This window comes from Amycolatopsis sp. cg9 (genome assembly GCF_041346945.1).
In the GTDB taxonomy this organism is placed as follows: Bacteria; Actinomycetota; Actinomycetes; order Mycobacteriales; family Pseudonocardiaceae; genus Amycolatopsis.
In genome coordinates this window covers 2,209,624-2,227,284 of sequence record NZ_CP166850.1, presented here as the reverse complement: position 1 = coordinate 2,227,284, position 17,661 = coordinate 2,209,624, and the positions used below count along the sequence as shown (strand labels likewise).

Here is a 17,661-nt window from a genome sequence, read left to right as displayed (position 1 = left end):
GGCTCCGGCCGGTGCCCTCCGCTCAGCCCCGCTTGGCGACGACCCGCAGGTCCCCGTCGTGGAGTTCCTCGACGTCCCAAGCCGACGGCAGCTGCACGTCCTTCTCCGCCCGCACCCGCGTGTTGTACAGCGAAACCGCCGCCGGCAGCGAGGCGAACCGCAGATCGGTCTGCCCCCGGAAGCAGGCCCGCCGCAGGTCAAGCGACCCCGTCGCCTGCACCCCGCCGAACAGCGCGTCGTTGCCGAACTCGGCGTCCTTGAACGTCGTCGGCCCGGCGAACGTCGTGTCCGTGAAGTCCGTCAGCTCGGCGAACTGCGTGCCGCTGAACCAGGCGTGACTCTCGAAAACCGCGCCCCGGCACCGGAAGTACCCGATCAGCCGCCCCTGGCCGGTGCCCGCGGCCGTGAAGTACACCTTCCCGGTGAACCGGCAGCCGCTGAAGTTGGTGCTGCTGTACAGGGCCGCGTACCGCAGCAGCATCCCGCCGATCCGGCGCCCGGAGAAATCGAGGTATTCGACGACCGCGCCGGTCAGGTCGAGGTCGTAGTCCAGCGCGTCCGGCGACGACGCCGGCGGCAGCAGATCCTTGATCAGCCGCTGGGCGGTGAGCCGCACCTGCAGCTCCTGCTCCTGCTCGGGCGTGCCCCGCGTGCCGTCGCGATCCTTGCGGTCGAGCTCCTCTTCGTACCGCGGGTGCTCGAACGGCCGCCGCAGGTACGAGCACAGCACGTCCAGCACCGTCTGCGTGTACTCCGGACGGTTCCGCGCCAGCCCCGCCAGCGCGTGCAGCGCGCCCACCCGCACCTGGTCCGCGGCGTGGCCGAGCAGCTCGACCGCCTTCGCGAACCGCTCGTCCGCCACCCGCTCGCGGTCCTGTTCCGCGCGCTGCGACTCGAGTTCGTGTCGGCGGCGCTCGATGTCCTGGCGGCGTTCCTCGACCCGGCGGCGCCGGTCGTTGAGCCACAGCGCGTACAGCGCCACGATCGCACCGCCGGCGAGGCCGCCCGTCTTCAGCGCGTCACTGCGGCTGGTGGCGGGGTCGGTCAGCAGCCAGCCGCCGACCCCGAGCAACAGCACCAGCGACGCGAAGAACGTCCACGCCAGCGGTGATCGCCACAGCTTCACGCGTTCAGGACACCAGCATGGTGCTGACGCAGAAACCCTTGTCGTCGAAGTTCGTCGCGCTCAGCGTGCCCTTGACGTTCTTGCCGGCGGACGTCCCGGTGACCTGGCCCTCGACCAGGTACTCGTCGTCCGGCACCTCGCCGAGCGTCAGCTTCAACGGCGGCTTGAGGAACGTGTCGAGCCACGAGTCGAGCAGGTCCTTCGAGTCGGAGCAGCCCAGCGCGAGCGCGCCGGCCTTGTCGTCCGCGTTCAGCTTGTCGATGAAGCCCTGCAGGACCGCCTTGGCGTCCGAAGCGTCGGAGCCCGACGGGGGCTTGGAGGTCGGCGTCGTCGTCTTCTTGGGCGTGGTCGTCTTCGGCGCCGTCGGCTTCGCGGACGTGCTCGACGACGGCGGCGCCGCGACGTTCGTGTTGTCGTCCTTCGAAAGGAAGAACCCGGGCGCGACGAAGCCGGTGACACCCAGCGCCGCCAGCACGACGACCACGGTGGCGCCGACGGCGATCCACATCCCGGTCTTGCTCTTCTTCGGCGGGGCCGGCGGTCCGCCGAAGCCCTGCGCGTAGCCGCCGGTCGCCGGGTCCCAGCCGGACATCTGGCCGCCCTGGTTCGGGTCCCAGGCCTGCTGGCCGTACTGCTGCGCGTTCGGGTCCGCCCACGCCGACTGCTGCTGGGTACCCGCGTCGCCCCACTGCGGCTGCGGGCTCGCCGGGAAGCCGCCCGACGGGTAACCCTGCTGCTGCTGGCTCGGGTCCCAGCCCTGCGGGTACTGCTGCGTCGGGTACGGCTGTTGCTGCTGGTTGGGGTCCCACCCGCCCTGCTGCGGGTACGGCTGCTGCGGGAAGCCGCCGGACTGCGGCTGCTGGCCGTACGGATCGGGCTGGCCGGGCTGGCCCGGCTGAGGCGGGTACGTCATCTTTCATGCCTTCCGGGCGCTGGGTGTTCGTCCGCTTTCCGACGTCCGGTGGACGCGTGCGGTTCCCCAGGACGTGTGAGCAGCATTCTGCAAGCTCGGACGGTACGGCATGAAACCGGCTCCCGGCCGTGCCGACGCGAAGTCGTCACGATCCGGGAGCCGGGGTGGTGCGGGTCAGCCGTTGGCGAGTGCCTGGAGCCGGTCGTAGGCACCGTTGAAGGTGTCCTGGTCGAGCGGGCTCGAGGTGTACTGCCAGACGGTGTAGTAGCTCCAGTTGTACGGCAGGGTGCCCACCGACGACGCGTACCGCGCGACCCACAGCGGGGCCGTGCTGGAGAAGTCACCGCTCACGCAGCTGCTCCACCAGCTCGTCGACGTGTAGATCACCGGGTACCGGCCGGTGAGGGAGTGGTAGGTGTCGTGGAAGTCGAGGATCCACGACGTCATCCCGGCCTTGCTCAGCCCGTAGCAGGTCGCGCCGTACGGGTTGTACTCCATGTCGAGCGCGCCCGGCAGGGTCTTGCCGTCCTTCGACCAGCCGCCGCCGTGGGCGACGAAGTACCTGGCCTGCGCCGCGCCGCTCGCGGTGTTCGGCGTGGCGAAGTGGTACGCGCCGCGGATGAAGCCCTGGTTGTAGGAGCCGTTGTACTGCTGCGCGAAGTACGGGTTGGTGTAGCTGGTGCTCTCCGTGGCCTTGGTCCAGACGAACCGCTTGCCCTGGTTCCACCAGTTCGCCCAGTCGACGTTGCCCTGGTAGCTGGCGACGTCCATGCCGGCGACGGTGGCGAGCACCTGGTTGGGGATCGCCTGGGCGGGCTGCGGCTGCTGAGCCGCCTTCTGCGTGTCCGGTGTCGACTTGTCGCCTTCGACGCGCCGGATCTGCGACCCCAGTTCGTGGTTGTGCTGCGCGATGTCCGCGTTGATCGCGGCGACCGGGTCGGCCTCGGGGGAGAACGTCGCCGCCTGCGCCGTGCTGCCGAGCAGGAGCAGCGTGGCCGGGACGACCAGGGCGGCGAACAGCCGCCCTCTTCGGGAAGTGGACATGATGGAATCCCTTCACAGAACCCTCGCTGAGGGCGGCTATGTGCAGGTAGCCGCCCGGGCACGATTGTTGAGGACGAGGTGGCGGTTTGTCACTCAGTTTCGTGAAATTGGGTATACGCGTGGGTGATTTTCTCGGGAAGTCGATCTTCAATTCGTTACTGGTTAACACCTATTACCGCGGGTGCTGGGCCGTTCAGCCCAGCGCGAGCGCGCGCAGCCGGTCGGCCGAGCCGTTGAACCAGTTCTGGTCGCCGGGCAGGGTGCCGCGGTCGGCGAACTGCCAGATCGTGTGGACGCCCCAGCCGGCGGGCAGCTCGCCGATGTAGGTGTTGTAGCGGGCGATCCAGAGCGGGTTGTCGCCGAACCCGCCGTTGTTGGCGGTGCAGCGCTTCCACCAGCTCGTCGAGGTGTAGATCGTCGGGTAGCGGCCGGTCGCCGCGCGGTAGGTCTCGGAGAAGTCGCTGATCCAGCGGACCATCCCCGCCGCGTCCTTGCCGTAGCAGGTTTCGCCGTACGGGTTGTACTCCGCGTCGAGCGCGCCGGGCAGGGTCCGGCCGTCGGCCGACCAGCCGCCGCCGTGGGCGAGGAAGTACCGCGCCTGCGACGCGCCGTCGGAGATGTCCGGCCGGGCGAAGTGGTAGGCGCCGCGGATCAGGCCCGCGTCGTAGGAGCCGTTGTACTGCTGCGCGAACTGCGGGTTGACGAAGCCGGTGCCCTCGGTCGCCTTGACGTAGACGAACTTGGCGCCGGAGCGCGCCGCGCCCGGCCAGTCGACCGGGCCCTGGTGCCCGCTGACGTCGTGCCCGAGCTGCTGGTCGTCGGACCCGTACAGCACGCCGGGAACCGCGCCGACGCCTTCGACCTTGGCGATCTGCGAACCCGCGTAGTGCTCCTCGGCTCCGGCGTAACCGTCCTCGGCCTTCGCCGGCGTCTGGCCGGCGACGAGCAGCACCGCGGCGGCGAGGGGTAGCAATGCGCGACGTTTCACCCTCATGCTCCCCACCGTTCTCGCGAGACTTATCCAGCCTCACGATGCACCCGAGTCACCGGATTGGCGACTCGGGTGGTCACTCGATGGGGTTAAACCCGCAGGTCAGCGCTGTTCGTCGGCGATCGCCTTCAGGAGGTGCTCGGCCGGCACGACCGCCGTGATCAGGTCGTGCGGGTTGATCGCGACCGGGTGACCGCCGAGCAGGCTGACGATGTCGCGGCCGAGCACGGCGCGGGCGTGCGGCCACTCGTTCGGCACCAGGGCCTTGCGGGTGTACGCCGGCACCATCACCCGGCCGTCGGTGTTGTGGAACCCGATCACCGTGCGCTGCACCGGCGACATCGCGTAGACGAACAGCGTCGAGTCGAGGACGACCTTCGGCAGGTCCGACGGCGGGCGGTGCTCGGTGCGGACGAGCTGCAGCAGCTGCTCGAGGTCGTTCGCGGGGTCCGGGAAGCCGAGCGCTTTCGGCGAAGGCCGGTAGCGGTCGTTGGGGTGGAAGTCCGCGACGACGTCGCCGACGCCGTTCACCGGGTAGGCGCCGACGACCGCCCACGACGGGACCGGCCCGTTCGGGTCGAAGGCCTCGTCGATGACGTAGAGCCAGCTGTTGGGGTTGGCGCGGGCGTTCGCCCGCATCTCCGCGGTGATCTCGGGCGTGCCGTGCTTGCCGGAACGCCGGGCCTGCTGGCCGCTTCGCCGCGCCGCGCGGCTGTGCTTGCCGGGGCGATCGGGCCCGCTTCCGGTGGGCTGCTGCGAAACCATCCGATCCGCCTCGTCCCGCTGCGCCATCTCATCCCCATGTTCTCGGGTGTGCCTGAAAACTGAACCTCATTCTGGTCAGGCCGACGCCACGGACCGCAGGTTGCGGTCCTGCGGCGACACTTGCGTCGGCCGACGGCTGAATGAGGTTCATCCTTGGTGCGCCACTCTACTGTTTGCCCATGGCCTCTTCGCGTTCGGTCGACCCCGGACAGTTACGTGCGGCGGTGCTGGCGGTTTTCCCTTGGCTGCAGGGCGATGCACCGGACCCGGCGCGCCCCGAGCTCGCCACCGCGGTCCGGCTCAGCCTGCGCGCGCTGGCGGCCGACGCGCCGGGCCGCACGGTCGAAGTCCGCGTGCCGCCGTTCGCGGCGGTGCAGTGCGTGGAGGGCCCGCGGCACACCAGGGGCACCCCGCCGAACGTGATCGAGACCGATCCGCGCACGTGGCTGGAACTGGCCACCGGCGGACTGGACTGGACCACTGCGGTGGCGGACGGCCGGGTGTCCGCATCGGGCACCCGGGCCGACCTCTCCCATTGGCTCCCCCTCGTCCGCCTCTGACGGACGGGGATCCCTACGGCTTGCGGCCGACGCCGCCGGCGATCGTCCGCTGCGCGACGTTCAGCTCCTTGAGCCGCGGGCCGTCCGGCCACCAGTCGGCGCACCGGACCACGCCCGGGGGCACCATGTCGAGGCCGGGGAACAGCTCTTCGATCTCCTTCTGCGTCCGGAAGGTGCCGGAGCCCATCGGGCTGTGCAGGAAGAAGTCCTCCATCCGGCGGGCGGTCGCGGAGTCGTCGTTCTCGGGGTCGAAGAAGTGGCTGAGCCCGACGAAGGAGCCGGACGGCAGCGCGTCGACGTACTCCCGCATGATCTCGGCCGGCCGGGCGGGGTCGCCGTTGAAGTGGTGCAGCGTGCCCATCTGGAGCAGGACCAGCGGCTGGCTGAAGTCGATGTGCTCGCGGACGACCTCGTTCTGCAGGATCCGCGCGGGCTCGAAGATGTCTTCGGCGACGAAGTGGGTGTGCTCGTTCTCCTCCAGCAGCGCCCGGCCGTGCGCGAGGACCACGGGGTCGTTGTCGACGTAGACGACCTTGGTCTCCGGGTTGATCCGCTGGACGACCTGGTGGGTGTTCTCCGCCGTCGGCAGGCCCGAGCCGAGGTCGAGGAACTGGGTGATGCCGGTCTGGCTCGCGAGGAAACGGCAGGCGCGGATGAGGAAGCCGCGGTTCTCGAACGCGAGGTCCTGCGCCTCCGGGGCGGCCTTCTGCACCTTGTGCAGGACCTCCCGGTCGATCTCGTAGTTGTCCTTCCCCAGCAGGAAGGCGTCGTACACGCGCGCGATGCTGGCTCGGGTCGGGTCGACCCCCACGGGAACTCGTTCGGTCCGGGTCGCGGCGTCGGGCATCTTGAACCTCGCAAGTTCTGTGTCGAAAGTCTCGTACTCTACGTAGAGTAGGCCGACGCGCGCACGGGGTAAACCGGGTCACCTCTTTGCGCAGGACGGGTTAACGTGTACTTTCGGTAGTCGGGCTAGAACCCCCTGGTGACGTGAGCGCGGAAGGTCCGGGAATGAACGCGGTGAACGCGTCCGCAGGAGAACAGAACATCGGCCCCACGGCGCGCCGCATGATCCTGGGCTCGCAGCTGCGGCGGCTCCGTGAGGAAGCCGGCATCACCCGCCAGCAGGCCGGGTACAACATCCGCGGGTCCGAATCGAAGATCAGCCGGCTCGAGCTGGGCCGCGTCGGCTTCAAGGAACGCGACGTCACCGACCTGCTGACGATGTACGGCGTCGAGGACTCGACGGAACGCCAGACGTTCCTCGACATGGTCAAGCAGTCGAACGAGCCGGGCTGGTGGCGGCGCTTCGGCGACACCATGCCGAACTGGTTCACCGACCTCGTCGGCCTCGAAGAAGCCGCCGCTCGAATCCAGATCTGGGAGCCGATCTACGTCTCGGGCCTGCTCCAGATCGAGCCGTACGCCCGCGCGATCTTCAGCCACGGCCGTTCGGAGATGGCCGACGAGCGGGTCGACCAGCTCGTCGCGCTGCGGATGCGCCGGCAGAAGATGTTCAGCAGGCCGGACGCGCCGCGCGTCTGGATGGTCCTCGACGAATCGGTGCTCCACCGACCCATCGGCGGGGTCAAGGTCCTCAAGCAGCAGATCGAATACCTGCTCGAGATGAGCGCGCTGCCGCACGTGTCGATCCAGGTCCTGCCGTACACGCGCAGCGGCCTGTCCGCGGAACACGCGTTTTCGCTGCTGCGGTTCGGCGAGCCGGAACTGCCGAACATCGCGTACGTCGAGTACATGACCGGTGCGCACTACATCGAGAAGCGCGAAGAGATCGAGAAGTACAGCCGCGCGCTCGACATGCTGGCGGTCGACTCGGAAACGCCGGAGCGGAGCCGCGCCCTGCTGGCGAAGCGCCGCGCCGAGATCTGACCCCTCGCCGCCGCTTCTCGTCGTCACTCTCCGGAGTTCGCTCTCGTGCGGTGCTCCGCTGACCGGTAACTACTCGTAGTGGTTAACCCGAAAGGGAAGCTGCCTATCACCCGATAGGTTAACCGTGACCAGGTGATTCTTTACCGTCCGAGAACTTTGCAAGAACTTCTGCACGTGCATTTACCGTTGCAGGCACACGTGCTAGCCTTCGATACGCGGGCAAATGCACATGCAGATGCGGCGCCCGGGGCAAATCCGCTTCGAGAGGTGGGAACGTGGCAGAGCAATTCGAGAACGGCATCCCGGCCGATCGGCTCTCCGGCGCCCAGTGGCGCAAGGCGAGCTACAGTGGCGCTTACGGCAACTGCGTCGAGGTGGCGCCGCTGTCCAACGGCGAGATCGCGATGCGCAATTCGCGCTTCCCCACCGGCCCGGCGCTCGTGTATACGCGCGCGGAAATGGCGGCCTTCCTGGCGGGCGCCAAGGACGGTGAATTCGACGATGTCCTCGGCTGAGGTCGTCGCCCCCGTCTTCGACATCGAGACCGGATTGCAGGAGCTGGTGGCTCGCGGTTACCAGTTCGTCCACCCCGCCGACGAGCGTGGCGAGGTCCTCGCCGTCGTCGGCGTGCGGGTGCACGACGACGTGGTGGACGTGGTCCGGCTCAACGCCGAGGACGACGTGGAGGCGACCCGGATGCCCGGCACCGAAGACAACATCTTCGAGCCGGAGCGGTGGCTTTGGCGCCGCCGCGGCGAAGGCGCACAGGTGCTCTCCGAGATCCTCGCGTTGCCGGATGCGTGCTAGAACCCCAAGTTTGCGGGCCCCGTCCGAAGTGGTCAGAACCACTCCGGGCGGGGCCTGACTCATGTCCGCACCGTCTACACTGAAACCGGCCTGACCACGTCTTCCCAGGAGCTCCTCGGTGGTTTCCGACCCGCAAGTCGTGTCCGACCAGCCCGAACCGGAACCCCGTGAGGAGTGTGGCGTCTTCGGCGTCTGGGCTCCCGGGGAAGAAGTCGCGAAGCTGACCTACTACGGCCTCTACGCCCTGCAGCACCGCGGGCAGGAGGCCGCCGGCATCTCCGTCTCCGACGGCTCGCAGATCGTGGTCTTCAAGGACCTCGGCCTGGTCAGCCAGGTGTTCGACGAGCAGATCCTGCAGTCGCTGCAGGGCCACATCGCCGTCGGGCACTGCCGGTACTCGACCACCGGTGCGACCATCTGGGAGAACGCGCAGCCGATCTTCCGCACCACCGAGACCGGCAGCGGCCTCTCCTTCGCGCACAACGGCAACCTCGTCAACACGGCCGAGCTGCGCGAACGCACCATCGAGGCGGGCCTCAAGCCGCACGCGGGCCTGACCGGCTCGTCGAGCGACTCGGACCTCATCTGCGGCCTGCTCGCCGCGAACGCCGCCGACAAGGGCATCGAGGCCGCGGCCATGGAGCTGCTGCCCACCCTGAAGGGCGCCTTCTGCCTGGTGTTCTCCGACGAGAACACGCTGTACGCGGCCCGTGACCCGCACGGCGTGCACCCGCTGGTGCTCGGCCGGCTGGAGCGCGGCTGGGTCGTCTCGAGCGAGACGGCGGGCCTCGACATCGTCGGCGCGTCCTTCGTCCGCGAGGTCGAGCCCGGCGAGCTCATCGCCATCGACGCCGAGGGCCTGCGGTCCTCCCGGTTCGCGAACCCGGACCCCAAGGGCTGCGTCTTCGAGTACGTCTACCTCGCGCGCCCCGACACCACGATCGCCGGCCGCGGCGTGCACGCCACCCGCGTCGAGATCGGCCGCCGCCTGGCGCAGGAGCAGCCGGTCGAGGCCGACCTCGTGATGCCGGTGCCGGAGTCGGGCACGCCGGCCGCGATCGGCTACGCGCAGGGCTCCGGCATCCCCTACGGCACCGGCCTGGTGAAGAACGCCTACGTCGGGCGCACGTTCATCCAGCCGTCGCAGACCATCCGCCAGCTGGGCATCCGCCTCAAGCTGAACCCGCTGCGCGACGTCATCCGCGGCAAGCGCCTGGTCGTGGTGGACGACTCGATCGTCCGCGGCAACACCCAGCGCGCGCTGGTCCGGATGCTGCGGGAGGCCGGCGCGCTCGAGGTGCACGTCCGGATCGCGTCACCGCCCGTGCGCTGGCCGTGCTTCTACGGCATCGACTTCGCGTCGCGGGCCGAGCTGGTCGCGAACGGTGTCGACACCGACGGCATCCGGCGCTCGATCGGAGCCGACTCCCTGGGCTACATTTCCCTGGACGGCCTGGTCGCGGCGACGGAACAGCCGAAGTCGCGGCTGTGCACGGCGTGCTTCTCCGGCGAGTACCCGATCGCGCTCCCGGAGGACGCGCTGATCGGAAAGCACCTGCTCGAAAGCCTCGACTCGGTCAATGGCGCGGCGACCCCGGTCAGCCCCGCCGGGTACGGTGCCGAAGACGCCGTCCGGCGTCCCTAGCAGTTCCTTCCAGAGGAGTCCTTCCACCGTGAGCGAGTCCACGAGCGCCACGTACGCCGCCGCCGGCGTCAGCATCGACGCCGGTGACCAAGCCGTCGAGCTGCTCAAGCCGCACGCCGAGCGGGCCACGCGGCCCGAGGTCATGGGCGGTGTCGGCGGCTTCGCCGGGCTCTTCTCCCTCAAGCTCGACAAGTGGAAGGAGCCGGTGCTCGCGTCCTCGACCGACGGCGTCGGCACCAAGATCGCGGTCGCGCAGGCGCTGGACAAGCACGACACGGTCGGCATCGACCTGGTCGCCATGGTCGTCGACGACCTGGTCGTGACCGGTGCCGAGCCGCTGTTCCTGCAGGACTACATCGCCGTCGGCAAGGTGCACCCGGAGAAGATCGCCGCGCTGGTCGGCGGCATCGCCGAGGGCTGCGTCCAGGCCGGCTGCGCGCTGCTCGGCGGCGAGACCGCGGAGCACCCGGGTCTGATGGGCGAGCACGACTACGACATGTCGGCCACCGGGGTCGGCGTGGTCGAGGCGTCGCAGCTGCTCTCGCCGGACAAGGTCCGCCCGGGCGACGTCGTGCTGGCGCTCGGCTCGTCCGGATTGCACTCGAACGGGTACTCCCTGGCCCGGCACGTGCTGCTCGACATCGCGCGGATGCCGCTCGACGGGCACGTCGAGGAGTTCGGCCGCACCCTCGGCGAGGAGATGCTGGAGCCGACGCGGATCTACGCGAAGGACTGCCTGGCGCTCGCGGCCGAGACCGAGGTCCGGACGTTCGCGCACATCACCGGCGGCGGCCTCGAGGCCAACCTCGCCCGCGTCATGCCGCGCGGCCTGGTCGCCCGCCTCGAGCGCGGCACCTGGACGCCGGCGCCGGTGTTCGCGCTGATCGGCCAGCGCGGCAAGGTCGAGCGCGCCGAGCTGGAGAAGACGTTCAACATGGGCGTCGGCATGGTCGCGATCGTCGGCGCCGAAGACGTCGACCGGGCGCTGGCCATGCTGACCGCGCGGCACGTCCCGGCGTGGATCCTGGGTGACGTCCAGCCGGCCGGCGACGTCGACGGCCCGCGCGCGGTGCTCTCGGGCGACCACCCGCGGTTCTGACCGTGGCCACCGGGGACGTCGTGGTCGGCGCCCGGTTCGTCGTCCCCGAGGCCGAGCTCAGCGAGCGCTTTTCGCGCTCGTCGGGCCCGGGCGGCCAGGGCGTCAACACCACGGACTCGCGCGTCGAGCTGTCGTTCGACGTCGCCGCGTCGCCGTCGATCCCGGAGCACCTGCGCGACCGCGTGCTGGCCGCGCTCGGGCCCCGGCTGGTCGACGGCGTCCTGACCATCGCGGCCAGCGAGCACCGATCGCAGCTGCAAAACCGCGAAGCGGCGCGCGGGCGGCTGGCGAACCTGCTGCTCGACGCGTCAGCGCCGCCGCCCGCCAAGCGGCGCGCCACGAAACCGTCCCGCGGTTCCAAGGAGCGCCGCCTGGCGTCGAAGAAGCGCCGGAGCGACGTGAAACGTGGCCGCTCCGGCCGCTTCGACGATTAACCCAAGGACAGGTGCACGCACTCCCCGGCCGGCCGGTAGCCGACGCGAGCGTAGACGTTGCCGATCCCCAGGTCACCGGGGGTGAGGAACGCCGTGTGGGCACCGGCCTCGTGGACTTCCCGGGTGAGCCGCGCGGTGAGCGCCGCGGCGATCCCGCGCCCGCGGTACGGCTCGAGCACGGCGATCCCGGCCACCTCGGTGGTGCCGTCGACGACCTCGAGCGCGAGGCCGCCGCCGACGACCGCCCCGGTGGCGACGTCCTCCGCCAGCAGGTGCCGGACACCCGAGCCGGCCTGCAGCTTTTCGACCTCTTCGGCACCGATCTCGGCGGGTTCGCCGAACGCCGTGTTCTGCGCCGATCGCAGGCGCCGGAAGTCCTCGCCGGACTCCGGTGCGCGCAGCCGGATCCCCGCCGGGACGGGCCGGTCGATCCGCTCGGCGGGGCCGCAGGTCATCAGCGGCACCCGCCGTTCGAGCGCGTACCCCGCCTCGACCAGCAGTTTCTCCAGGTCGGGGGCGACGTCGGTGAAGTACTCCAGCCGCGGGAGCAGGTCCCGCCGCCGGTACGCCGCGGTGAGCGCGTCGATCTCGGCCGCGGCCGGCTTCGCGCCGTCGTCCGGGATCGCGTAGTTGAGCATCGGGTGCGCCGTACCGGGCGAGTAGGTCGCCAGGAACGGGCCGACCCGCTCGGTCTCACGGCCGTGCGGCGCCGTCTTGCGGACATAGGTCTGGATGGCAGACATTCGAGCCTTTCGAAAAGCACGCCAAGGAACCGCGGCCGCCGGACGCGGCACGCGGGCAGGTCGCTGGGCGTCGGGCCTAGCGAGGGCCGACGCCGAACGCGGCGCCAGGCATAGGCGGTCATTCCTCGACTCGAAGGGGCTCTTCACCCCCAGTTTCGCACCGGCCGCAACCGGTTTACCGGCGCTCCGGGTGGGCGATCGCGGCGTAGCGCGTGTCCCACACCGAACGCGGCACGCGCATCCGGAGCGTGGGCGACTCGCAGATCCGCCGCCGCTGCGCCGGAATGGCGACCGGCGCCGGTGGCGGCGGGTCCAGCGCGCGCCACCCGCGACGGCTCAGCGCCGCGCCGAGCGTCGCGCCCGCGGTGTTCAGCAGGACGTCGTCGGTCGAGGTGACCCGGCCGGAGTGGATCAGATATTGCGTACCTTCCACCAGCAGGGACGCGAGCAACGCGGCCAGCGCGATGCGCGCGAGCGTGCGCAGCCGCCGCATCCGGAGGGGCAGCAGCGCGCCGAGCGGGCAGAGCAGCAGGACGTTGCCGATCACCTGCCAGAGTGAACCGTCGTCGGCGAACGCCGCGGTGATGTCGGAGCCGGGAACGAGGTCGAGAGTGCTCTCGGAAGAACCGCCGACCGGCATGATGACCAGGCAAAACACCAGAAAGGCAACGAGCAGCGCGGCGCAGTCGACGCCGGCCGTCGCGGTCGCGAAGCGGACCGGGAGTCTTCGGCGACGCCGGGCCGCGAGCAGCGGCCAGCCGACCAGCGCGTACGGCAGCGCGATCGCCGAAATCGGAATCATCCCCCAGAAGGCGCGAAGCAAGGCTTCCATGCGCCTCCTCTCTCGGAACCCCTCCACTCAAAATCACCTTCGCATCGCAAGATCGACTCGGCAGTCCGAGCGAGCCGCACTATTCGGTGATCTTTCCGGTGGCGGAGTCCCTCCCGCCGTGGTTCGGTCGGGAGGCGCACTGTCCACAGTGGAAACTGTGGACAACCCTGTGGAAGAAATGGGGGATGGTGGCGGAAACCGTTGTTCCACAACGGAATCGCGCGAAAGGGGCCTGTGTACTACTCGGCGAGCCGGCGGGCCTGGTCGAGCAGCGTCTGCAGGTGCAGGCCGCGCCGGACGTCGCACGGGTGGGTCGTCGTGCCGCTGGCGATCATCGCCGCGAAGTCGTCCAGGAGCGCGGTGTAGGACTCCTGCGCCGAGCCCGGTTTGCGGCCGAGCGTCCGGTAGCCGTGCTGACCCCAGACGGCGAGTTCGACGACAGTCGGCTGCACCGGCAGCCGCAGCGAGAGCGTGGCGGTGCTGATCACGCCGTCTTCGTGGGCGAGCATCAGGTGCCAGAGGTCGCCGGGGCTCCGCCGCGCGGCGACGACGCCGGTGATCGGGCCGAGCGCGGCGTCGAGGAGGTCGAGCGCGTGCGGGCCGATGTCGAACAGCGCGCCGCCGTCGTCCTGGCGCCACTCCGACGCCGCGTACTGACCCCCGAGCAGCGCACCGGACAGCCAGCGCGCGCCACCGCCCGCCCAGCCGCCCGCCTGGGCGAGGCCGGCGAGCCACTCCTGGGTCTGCGTCGAGTACCGCAGGGTCAGCACGACGAGCGCGGCGACGTCGGCGGCGGCGACCGCGTCGGCCAGCCGTCGCGCGCCCTCGAGGTCGGCGGCGATCGGCTTCTCGAGGATCAGGTGCTTCCCGGCTTCGGCCGCGCGCACGCCCAGCTCGGCCTGGATCGACGGCGGGACGGCGAGCGCGACCGCGTCGACCTGCTCGAACAGCTCCTCGACGCTGGCGGCCGCGGTCGCGCAGTGCGTCTCCGCAAGCGTTTGCGCCGCCTCCGGCCGCCGGGCCCAGACCGCGGTCAGCGCCGTGCCGGGGTGATCCGCGAGGCCCGGCGCGTGCACCGTCTTCGCCCACGGGCCGGCGCCGATCAGGCCGACGCGCAGCTGTCCGTCCGCGATGAGCTGTCCCACGGCCCGCAGTCTAGGTGTGTTGCTCGTCGCGCCGGAACCGCACCTTCGGCGGGTGCCGTCCTGGCTAAAGTGCCTGCATGATCGCCTCCCGTTTCGCCGTCGTCTGCGCTCTCCTGTTCGGCGCCGCCTTCGTGGGCGCCGCGCCCGCGTCGGCGGCGGGCACGGACGGGCCCTGCCCGGAGGGCGGCGGCGTCACGGTGGTCGTCGACTTCGGCGACCTGGGCCCGCAGCCGCTGATCCGCTGCGTCCCCGGCGCGCCGGCGAACGGCATCGCGGCCCTGCAGGACGCCGGCGTCGAGGTCGCCGGTTCGCAGAAGTACGGCCTGGCCGTGGCCTGCCGGATCGCGGGCCAGCCGGGACCCGACGTCGAGTCGTGCGCGGGGATGCCGTCGGCCACGGCGTACTGGAGCTACTGGCACGCCTCCGCCGGCGGCAGCTGGACGTCGAGCCAGGAAGGCGCGCAGACCGCGAAGCCGGCCCCCGGTGGGTTCGAGGGCTGGGCGTTCGCGCGGCCGAAGTCGGCGAACGACCTGCCGGCGCCGCCGAAGGTGGCTCCGGTGCGGCAGGCCGCGACGGCCGCTCCGGACGTCTCGAAAGCCGGCGACGTCGAATTCCCGTGGGGCTTCGTGATCGGTGCCGCCGTGATCCTGGTCCTCGGTGGCGCGGGCGTGTTCCTCGCGTCGCGCCGCCGTCGCCGTGGCGAGTAGGGCGCTGCACCCCGGCGCCTGGTGGACGTGGGCGCTCGCGCTGGCCGTCGCCGCCAGCCGCACGACGAACCCGCTGCTGCTCGGCCTGATCATCACCGTCGCCGGGTTCGTCGTCGCGAACCGGCGGACTGACGCGCCCTGGGCGCTGGCGTTCCGGCTGTACGCGTACGTCGGCGCGTTGATCGTCGCCTCCCGCGTGGTCTTCCGGATCCTGGTCGGCGGCGACGACGGCGGGCACGTGCTGTTCTCGCTGCCGCGGATCCCGCTCGCCGCCGGGCTGTCCCTGCTCGGACCGACGTCGGCGGAGGAGCTGCTCGGCGGCTTCTACGACGGCCTGCGGCTGGCCACGATGGTGGTCTGCGTCGGCGCGGCGAACGCGTTGGCGAACCCGAAGCGCCTGCTCAAGGCGGTGCCGGGCGCGCTGTACGAGGTGGGCACGGCGGTGACGGTGGCGCTGACGGTCGCGCCGCAGCTCGTCGAAAGCGTGCAACGCGTCCGGCGGGCGCGGCGGCTGCGGGCGGGCCGGACTCGCGGGCCGCGGGCGGTCAAGGGCATCGTGGTGCCGGTGCTGGAGGACGCGATGGACCGGTCACTGCGGCTGGCGGCCGCGATGGACTCCCGGGGCTACGGGCGCCGGGCGTACCTGAGTCCTGGCCTGCGCGCGCTGATCGCCACCTGCGTCCTGGCCGGCTTGGCCGGGGTGTGCGTCGGCGTCTACGGCGTGCTCGACGGGACGTCGTCGTGGCTCGGCGTCCCGCTGCTGGCGGGCGGCCTGGCCGTGGCCGTCGCCGGCTTCGTCCTCGGCGGGCGGCGCGTGCGGCGGACGGCGTACCGGCCGGACCCGTGGCGGTGGCCGGAGACGCTGGTCGTCGCGTCGGGGGTCGGTGCGTGCGCGCTGCTGTTCGCCACCGCGCGGATCGACCCCGGCCGCTTGTTCCCGTCGCTGAGCCCGTTGCGCTGGCCGGAGGTTTCCTGGGTGCACGCGTTGTCCGTGCTGGTCGCGGTGCTGCCGGCGTTCGTCGCGCCGCCACCGCCGTCGTTGTCGGAGGTCGTCCGGTGATCGAGTTCTCGCGGGTCACGGTGACCTACCCGGACGCCTCGCGGCCGGTGCTTTCGGACGTGTCGCTGGTGGTCGAGGAAGGCGAGTTGTGCCTGGTCGCGGGGCCGACCGGGGCGGGCAAGTCGACGTTGCTCGGCGCGCTGAACGGGCTCGTCCCGCACTTCACCGGCGGCCGCTTGGCGGGGCGGGTGGTCGTGGCCGGACTGGACACGTCCGCGCATCCCCCGCGTGAACTGGCTTCGGTCGTCGGCGTCGTCGGGCAGGACCCGCTGGCCGGGTTCGTGACCGACACCGTCGAGGAGGAGCTCGCGTACGCGATGGAGCAGCTGGCGGTGCCGCCGGACGTCATGCGCAAGCGGGTCGAGGAGACTCTGGACCTGCTGGGCATCGCGGAACTCCGCAACCGTCCACTTCGGACGCTCTCGGGCGGCCAGCAGCAGCGGGTCGCGATCGGCTCGGTCCTGACGGCCCACCCGTCCGTCGTCGTGCTCGACGAGCCGACGTCCGCCCTGGACCCGACCGCGGCCGAGGACGTGCTGGCGGCGATCACCCGGCTGGTGCACGACCTGGGCACGACGGTGGTCGTCGCGGAGCACCGGATGGAGCGCGTCGCGCAGTACGCGGACCGCCTGCTGTACCTCCCGGGCGACGGTTCGGTGCGCTCCGGCCCGCCCGCGGAGATCCTGGCGACGTCGTCGATCGCACCCCCGATCGCCGAGCTGGGACGGCTCGCGGGCTGGTCCCCGCTGCCCCTGTCGGTCCGGGACGCGCGGCGTCTCGCGGGCCCCCTGCGATCACGGCTCCGGAAATTGTCGGTGGTGGGTCGTAGTCTTTCGGTGACCGGTCGAGCACTGGACGTGAGAGGGGTGGTGGTCCGCTACGGAGATGTCTCGGCGGTGCGCGGGGTGGACCTGCGTGCCGGGCCGGGGGAAGTGATCGCGCTGATGGGACGCAACGGCTCCGGCAAGTCGTCGCTTCTCTGGGCGGTGCAGGGCAGCGGCCCGAGGTCGGCGGGGAAGGTCGACGTCGGGGGCGCGGATCCCGCGTCGCTCAAGCCACGAGCGGCCCGTCAGCGCGTGGGGCTGGTCCCGCAGACACCGGCGGACCTGCTGTACCTCGATTCGGTGGCCGCCGAGTGCGCACAGGCGGACACCGAATCGCAGGTGGCGGCGGGAACGACCCGGCAGCTACTGGACCGCCTGTCCCCGGGAATCGCCGGCGAAGCGCACCCCGGCGACCTCTCGGAAGGCCAGCGACTGGCGCTGGTGCTGGCGGTCCAGCTGGCCGCGGCACCCCCGGTCGTCCTCCTCGACGAGCCCACCCGCGGCCTGGACTACCACGCGAAACGGCGCTTCGCCGCGATCCTGCGAGAGCTGGCCTCGCAGGACCGCGCGGTGCTGCTGGCCACCCACGACGTCGAGTTCGTGGCCACGGTGGTCACCCGCGTGGTGGTCATGGCCGAGGGCGAGATCGTCGCGGACGGCCCGACGAAGGAGGTCATCGTCGCATCGCCGGCGTTCGCTCCCCAGGTGGCGAAGATCCTGGCACCGGAGCGGTGGCTGACGGTGGACGAGGTCGCGGAAGCCCTGGCATGAGAACGCAGGACGGTCCGATGCCGACCCCCGCCCACCCACGTACGCACGGCGGCGGCTCGGCGCCCGGTCGATGCGGCGGCGCCTCGCGCCCCAGCGCGGTCACGAGGGTCGCCCCGGAGTCGCCGGTCCTGGCCGCCGCACCGCGCGGCGCCGCACCACAGGCCCCCGCGCGATCCAGCGCGGCGGGTCACCCAGTCGCGCCCATCGCAGCACCGAGCCACGCCCGAGCACGGTCGGCCGTAGGCGCACGCTCGTCCGGAGCTGCCGGAGCTGCCGGAGCTGCCGGAGCTGCCGGAGCTGCCGGA

19 protein-coding genes are annotated in these 17,661 nt (G+C 71.1%); 10 read left to right on the top strand and 9 right to left on the bottom strand.

What is annotated here, in order from left to right; translation table 11 throughout:
* Positions 1-22 precede the first annotated feature (22 nt).
* The 5 genes from AB5J73_RS10375 to AB5J73_RS10355 all read right to left on the bottom strand — a co-directional run bounded on the left by AB5J73_RS10375 (position 23) and on the right by AB5J73_RS10355 (position 4,866).
* Positions 23-1,126, bottom strand: a complete 1,104-nt coding sequence (locus AB5J73_RS10375) for a pentapeptide repeat-containing protein (protein ID WP_370969481.1) — start codon at positions 1,124-1,126, stop codon at positions 23-25.
* 4 nt (positions 1,127-1,130) lie between these two features.
* Positions 1,131-2,039, bottom strand: a complete 909-nt coding sequence (locus tag AB5J73_RS10370) for a hypothetical protein (protein WP_370969480.1) — start codon at positions 2,037-2,039, stop codon at positions 1,131-1,133.
* 174 nt (positions 2,040-2,213) lie between these two features.
* Positions 2,214-3,083, bottom strand: coding sequence for a lysozyme (locus tag AB5J73_RS10365; protein WP_370969479.1), 870 nt, complete (start codon positions 3,081-3,083; stop codon positions 2,214-2,216).
* Between the two features lie 193 nt (positions 3,084-3,276).
* The gene (locus AB5J73_RS10360; RefSeq protein WP_370969478.1) at positions 3,277-4,077 is read right to left on the bottom strand and encodes a lysozyme; all 801 of its coding nucleotides are present in this window, start codon (positions 4,075-4,077) and stop codon (positions 3,277-3,279) included.
* 99 nt (positions 4,078-4,176) lie between these two features.
* Positions 4,177-4,866: a type VII secretion system-associated protein gene (locus AB5J73_RS10355; RefSeq protein ID WP_370969477.1), complete on the bottom strand. Its 690-nt coding sequence runs from the start codon at positions 4,864-4,866 to the stop codon at positions 4,177-4,179.
* 152 nt (positions 4,867-5,018) lie between these two features.
* Between AB5J73_RS10355 and AB5J73_RS10350 the strand changes: the two genes are divergently transcribed.
* Positions 5,019-5,399 carry a sterol carrier family protein gene (locus tag AB5J73_RS10350; protein WP_370969476.1) on the top strand — a complete coding sequence of 127 codons (381 nt, stop codon included), beginning with the start codon at positions 5,019-5,021 and terminating at the stop codon, positions 5,397-5,399.
* A gap of 13 nt (positions 5,400-5,412) precedes the next feature.
* Here the strand turns inward: AB5J73_RS10350 and AB5J73_RS10345 are convergent, their stop codons facing one another.
* Positions 5,413-6,210, bottom strand: a complete 798-nt coding sequence (locus tag AB5J73_RS10345) for an SAM-dependent methyltransferase (RefSeq protein WP_370969475.1) — start codon at positions 6,208-6,210, stop codon at positions 5,413-5,415.
* Positions 6,211-6,410: 200 nt separating this feature from the next.
* On the opposite strand from AB5J73_RS10345, the gene AB5J73_RS10340 reads away from it, so the two are divergent.
* The 6 genes from AB5J73_RS10340 (at position 6,411) to arfB (ending at position 11,274) form a co-directional block, all read left to right on the top strand.
* Positions 6,411-7,289: a helix-turn-helix domain-containing protein gene (locus AB5J73_RS10340; protein WP_370969474.1), complete on the top strand. Its 879-nt coding sequence runs from the start codon at positions 6,411-6,413 to the stop codon at positions 7,287-7,289.
* A gap of 275 nt (positions 7,290-7,564) precedes the next feature.
* A complete protein-coding gene (locus AB5J73_RS10335) occupies positions 7,565-7,804 on the top strand; it encodes a DUF397 domain-containing protein (RefSeq protein ID WP_370969473.1) in 240 nt (79 codons plus the stop codon).
* On the top strand, positions 7,791-8,096 hold the full coding sequence (locus AB5J73_RS10330) for a hypothetical protein (protein WP_370969472.1): 306 nt from the start codon (positions 7,791-7,793) through the stop codon (positions 8,094-8,096). The genes AB5J73_RS10335 and AB5J73_RS10330 overlap by 14 nt, the downstream gene beginning before the upstream one ends.
* Positions 8,097-8,214: 118 nt before the next feature.
* Entirely contained in the window at positions 8,215-9,741 is a 1,527-nt protein-coding gene (gene purF / locus AB5J73_RS10325) for an amidophosphoribosyltransferase (protein WP_370969471.1), read from the top strand.
* Between the two features lie 28 nt (positions 9,742-9,769).
* Positions 9,770-10,840, top strand: a complete 1,071-nt coding sequence (purM, locus tag AB5J73_RS10320) for a phosphoribosylformylglycinamidine cyclo-ligase (protein WP_370969470.1) — start codon at positions 9,770-9,772, stop codon at positions 10,838-10,840.
* 2 nt (positions 10,841-10,842) lie between these two features.
* Positions 10,843-11,274 (top strand): alternative ribosome rescue aminoacyl-tRNA hydrolase ArfB, encoded by a 432-nt coding sequence (gene arfB, locus AB5J73_RS10315; protein WP_370969469.1) that lies wholly within the window; start codon positions 10,843-10,845, stop codon positions 11,272-11,274.
* On the opposite strand, the gene AB5J73_RS10310 is transcribed toward arfB, so the two are convergent.
* The 3 genes from AB5J73_RS10310 to AB5J73_RS10300 all read right to left on the bottom strand — a co-directional run bounded on the left by AB5J73_RS10310 (position 11,271) and on the right by AB5J73_RS10300 (position 13,994).
* The gene (locus tag AB5J73_RS10310; RefSeq protein WP_370969468.1) at positions 11,271-12,017 is read right to left on the bottom strand and encodes a GNAT family N-acetyltransferase; all 747 of its coding nucleotides are present in this window, start codon (positions 12,015-12,017) and stop codon (positions 11,271-11,273) included. The genes arfB and AB5J73_RS10310 overlap by 4 nt on opposite strands.
* 175 nt (positions 12,018-12,192) lie before the next feature.
* Positions 12,193-12,849 carry a VanZ family protein gene (locus AB5J73_RS10305; protein ID WP_370969467.1) on the bottom strand — a complete coding sequence of 219 codons (657 nt, stop codon included), beginning with the start codon at positions 12,847-12,849 and terminating at the stop codon, positions 12,193-12,195.
* A gap of 239 nt (positions 12,850-13,088) precedes the next feature.
* Complete coding sequence (locus AB5J73_RS10300; RefSeq protein WP_370969466.1) at positions 13,089-13,994, bottom strand: Gfo/Idh/MocA family protein; 906 nt, start codon at positions 13,992-13,994, stop codon at positions 13,089-13,091.
* A 77-nt stretch (positions 13,995-14,071) separates the two neighbouring features.
* Here AB5J73_RS10300 and AB5J73_RS10295 point away from each other — a divergent pair, with 77 nt between their 5' ends.
* From AB5J73_RS10295 to AB5J73_RS10285, 3 genes are read left to right on the top strand one after another with little or no spacing between them, the layout of a single operon-like run.
* Positions 14,072-14,701: a hypothetical protein gene (locus AB5J73_RS10295; protein ID WP_370969465.1), complete on the top strand. Its 630-nt coding sequence runs from the start codon at positions 14,072-14,074 to the stop codon at positions 14,699-14,701.
* The gene (locus AB5J73_RS10290) at positions 14,691-15,761 is read left to right on the top strand and encodes a CbiQ family ECF transporter T component (RefSeq protein ID WP_370969464.1); all 1,071 of its coding nucleotides are present in this window, start codon (positions 14,691-14,693) and stop codon (positions 15,759-15,761) included. Before AB5J73_RS10295 ends, AB5J73_RS10290 begins: the two co-directional genes overlap by 11 nt.
* Positions 15,758-17,356 carry an ABC transporter ATP-binding protein gene (locus tag AB5J73_RS10285; RefSeq protein ID WP_370969463.1) on the top strand — a complete coding sequence of 533 codons (1,599 nt, stop codon included), beginning with the start codon at positions 15,758-15,760 and terminating at the stop codon, positions 17,354-17,356. The genes AB5J73_RS10290 and AB5J73_RS10285 overlap by 4 nt, the downstream gene beginning before the upstream one ends.
* Positions 17,357-17,661: the final 305 nt, after the last annotated feature.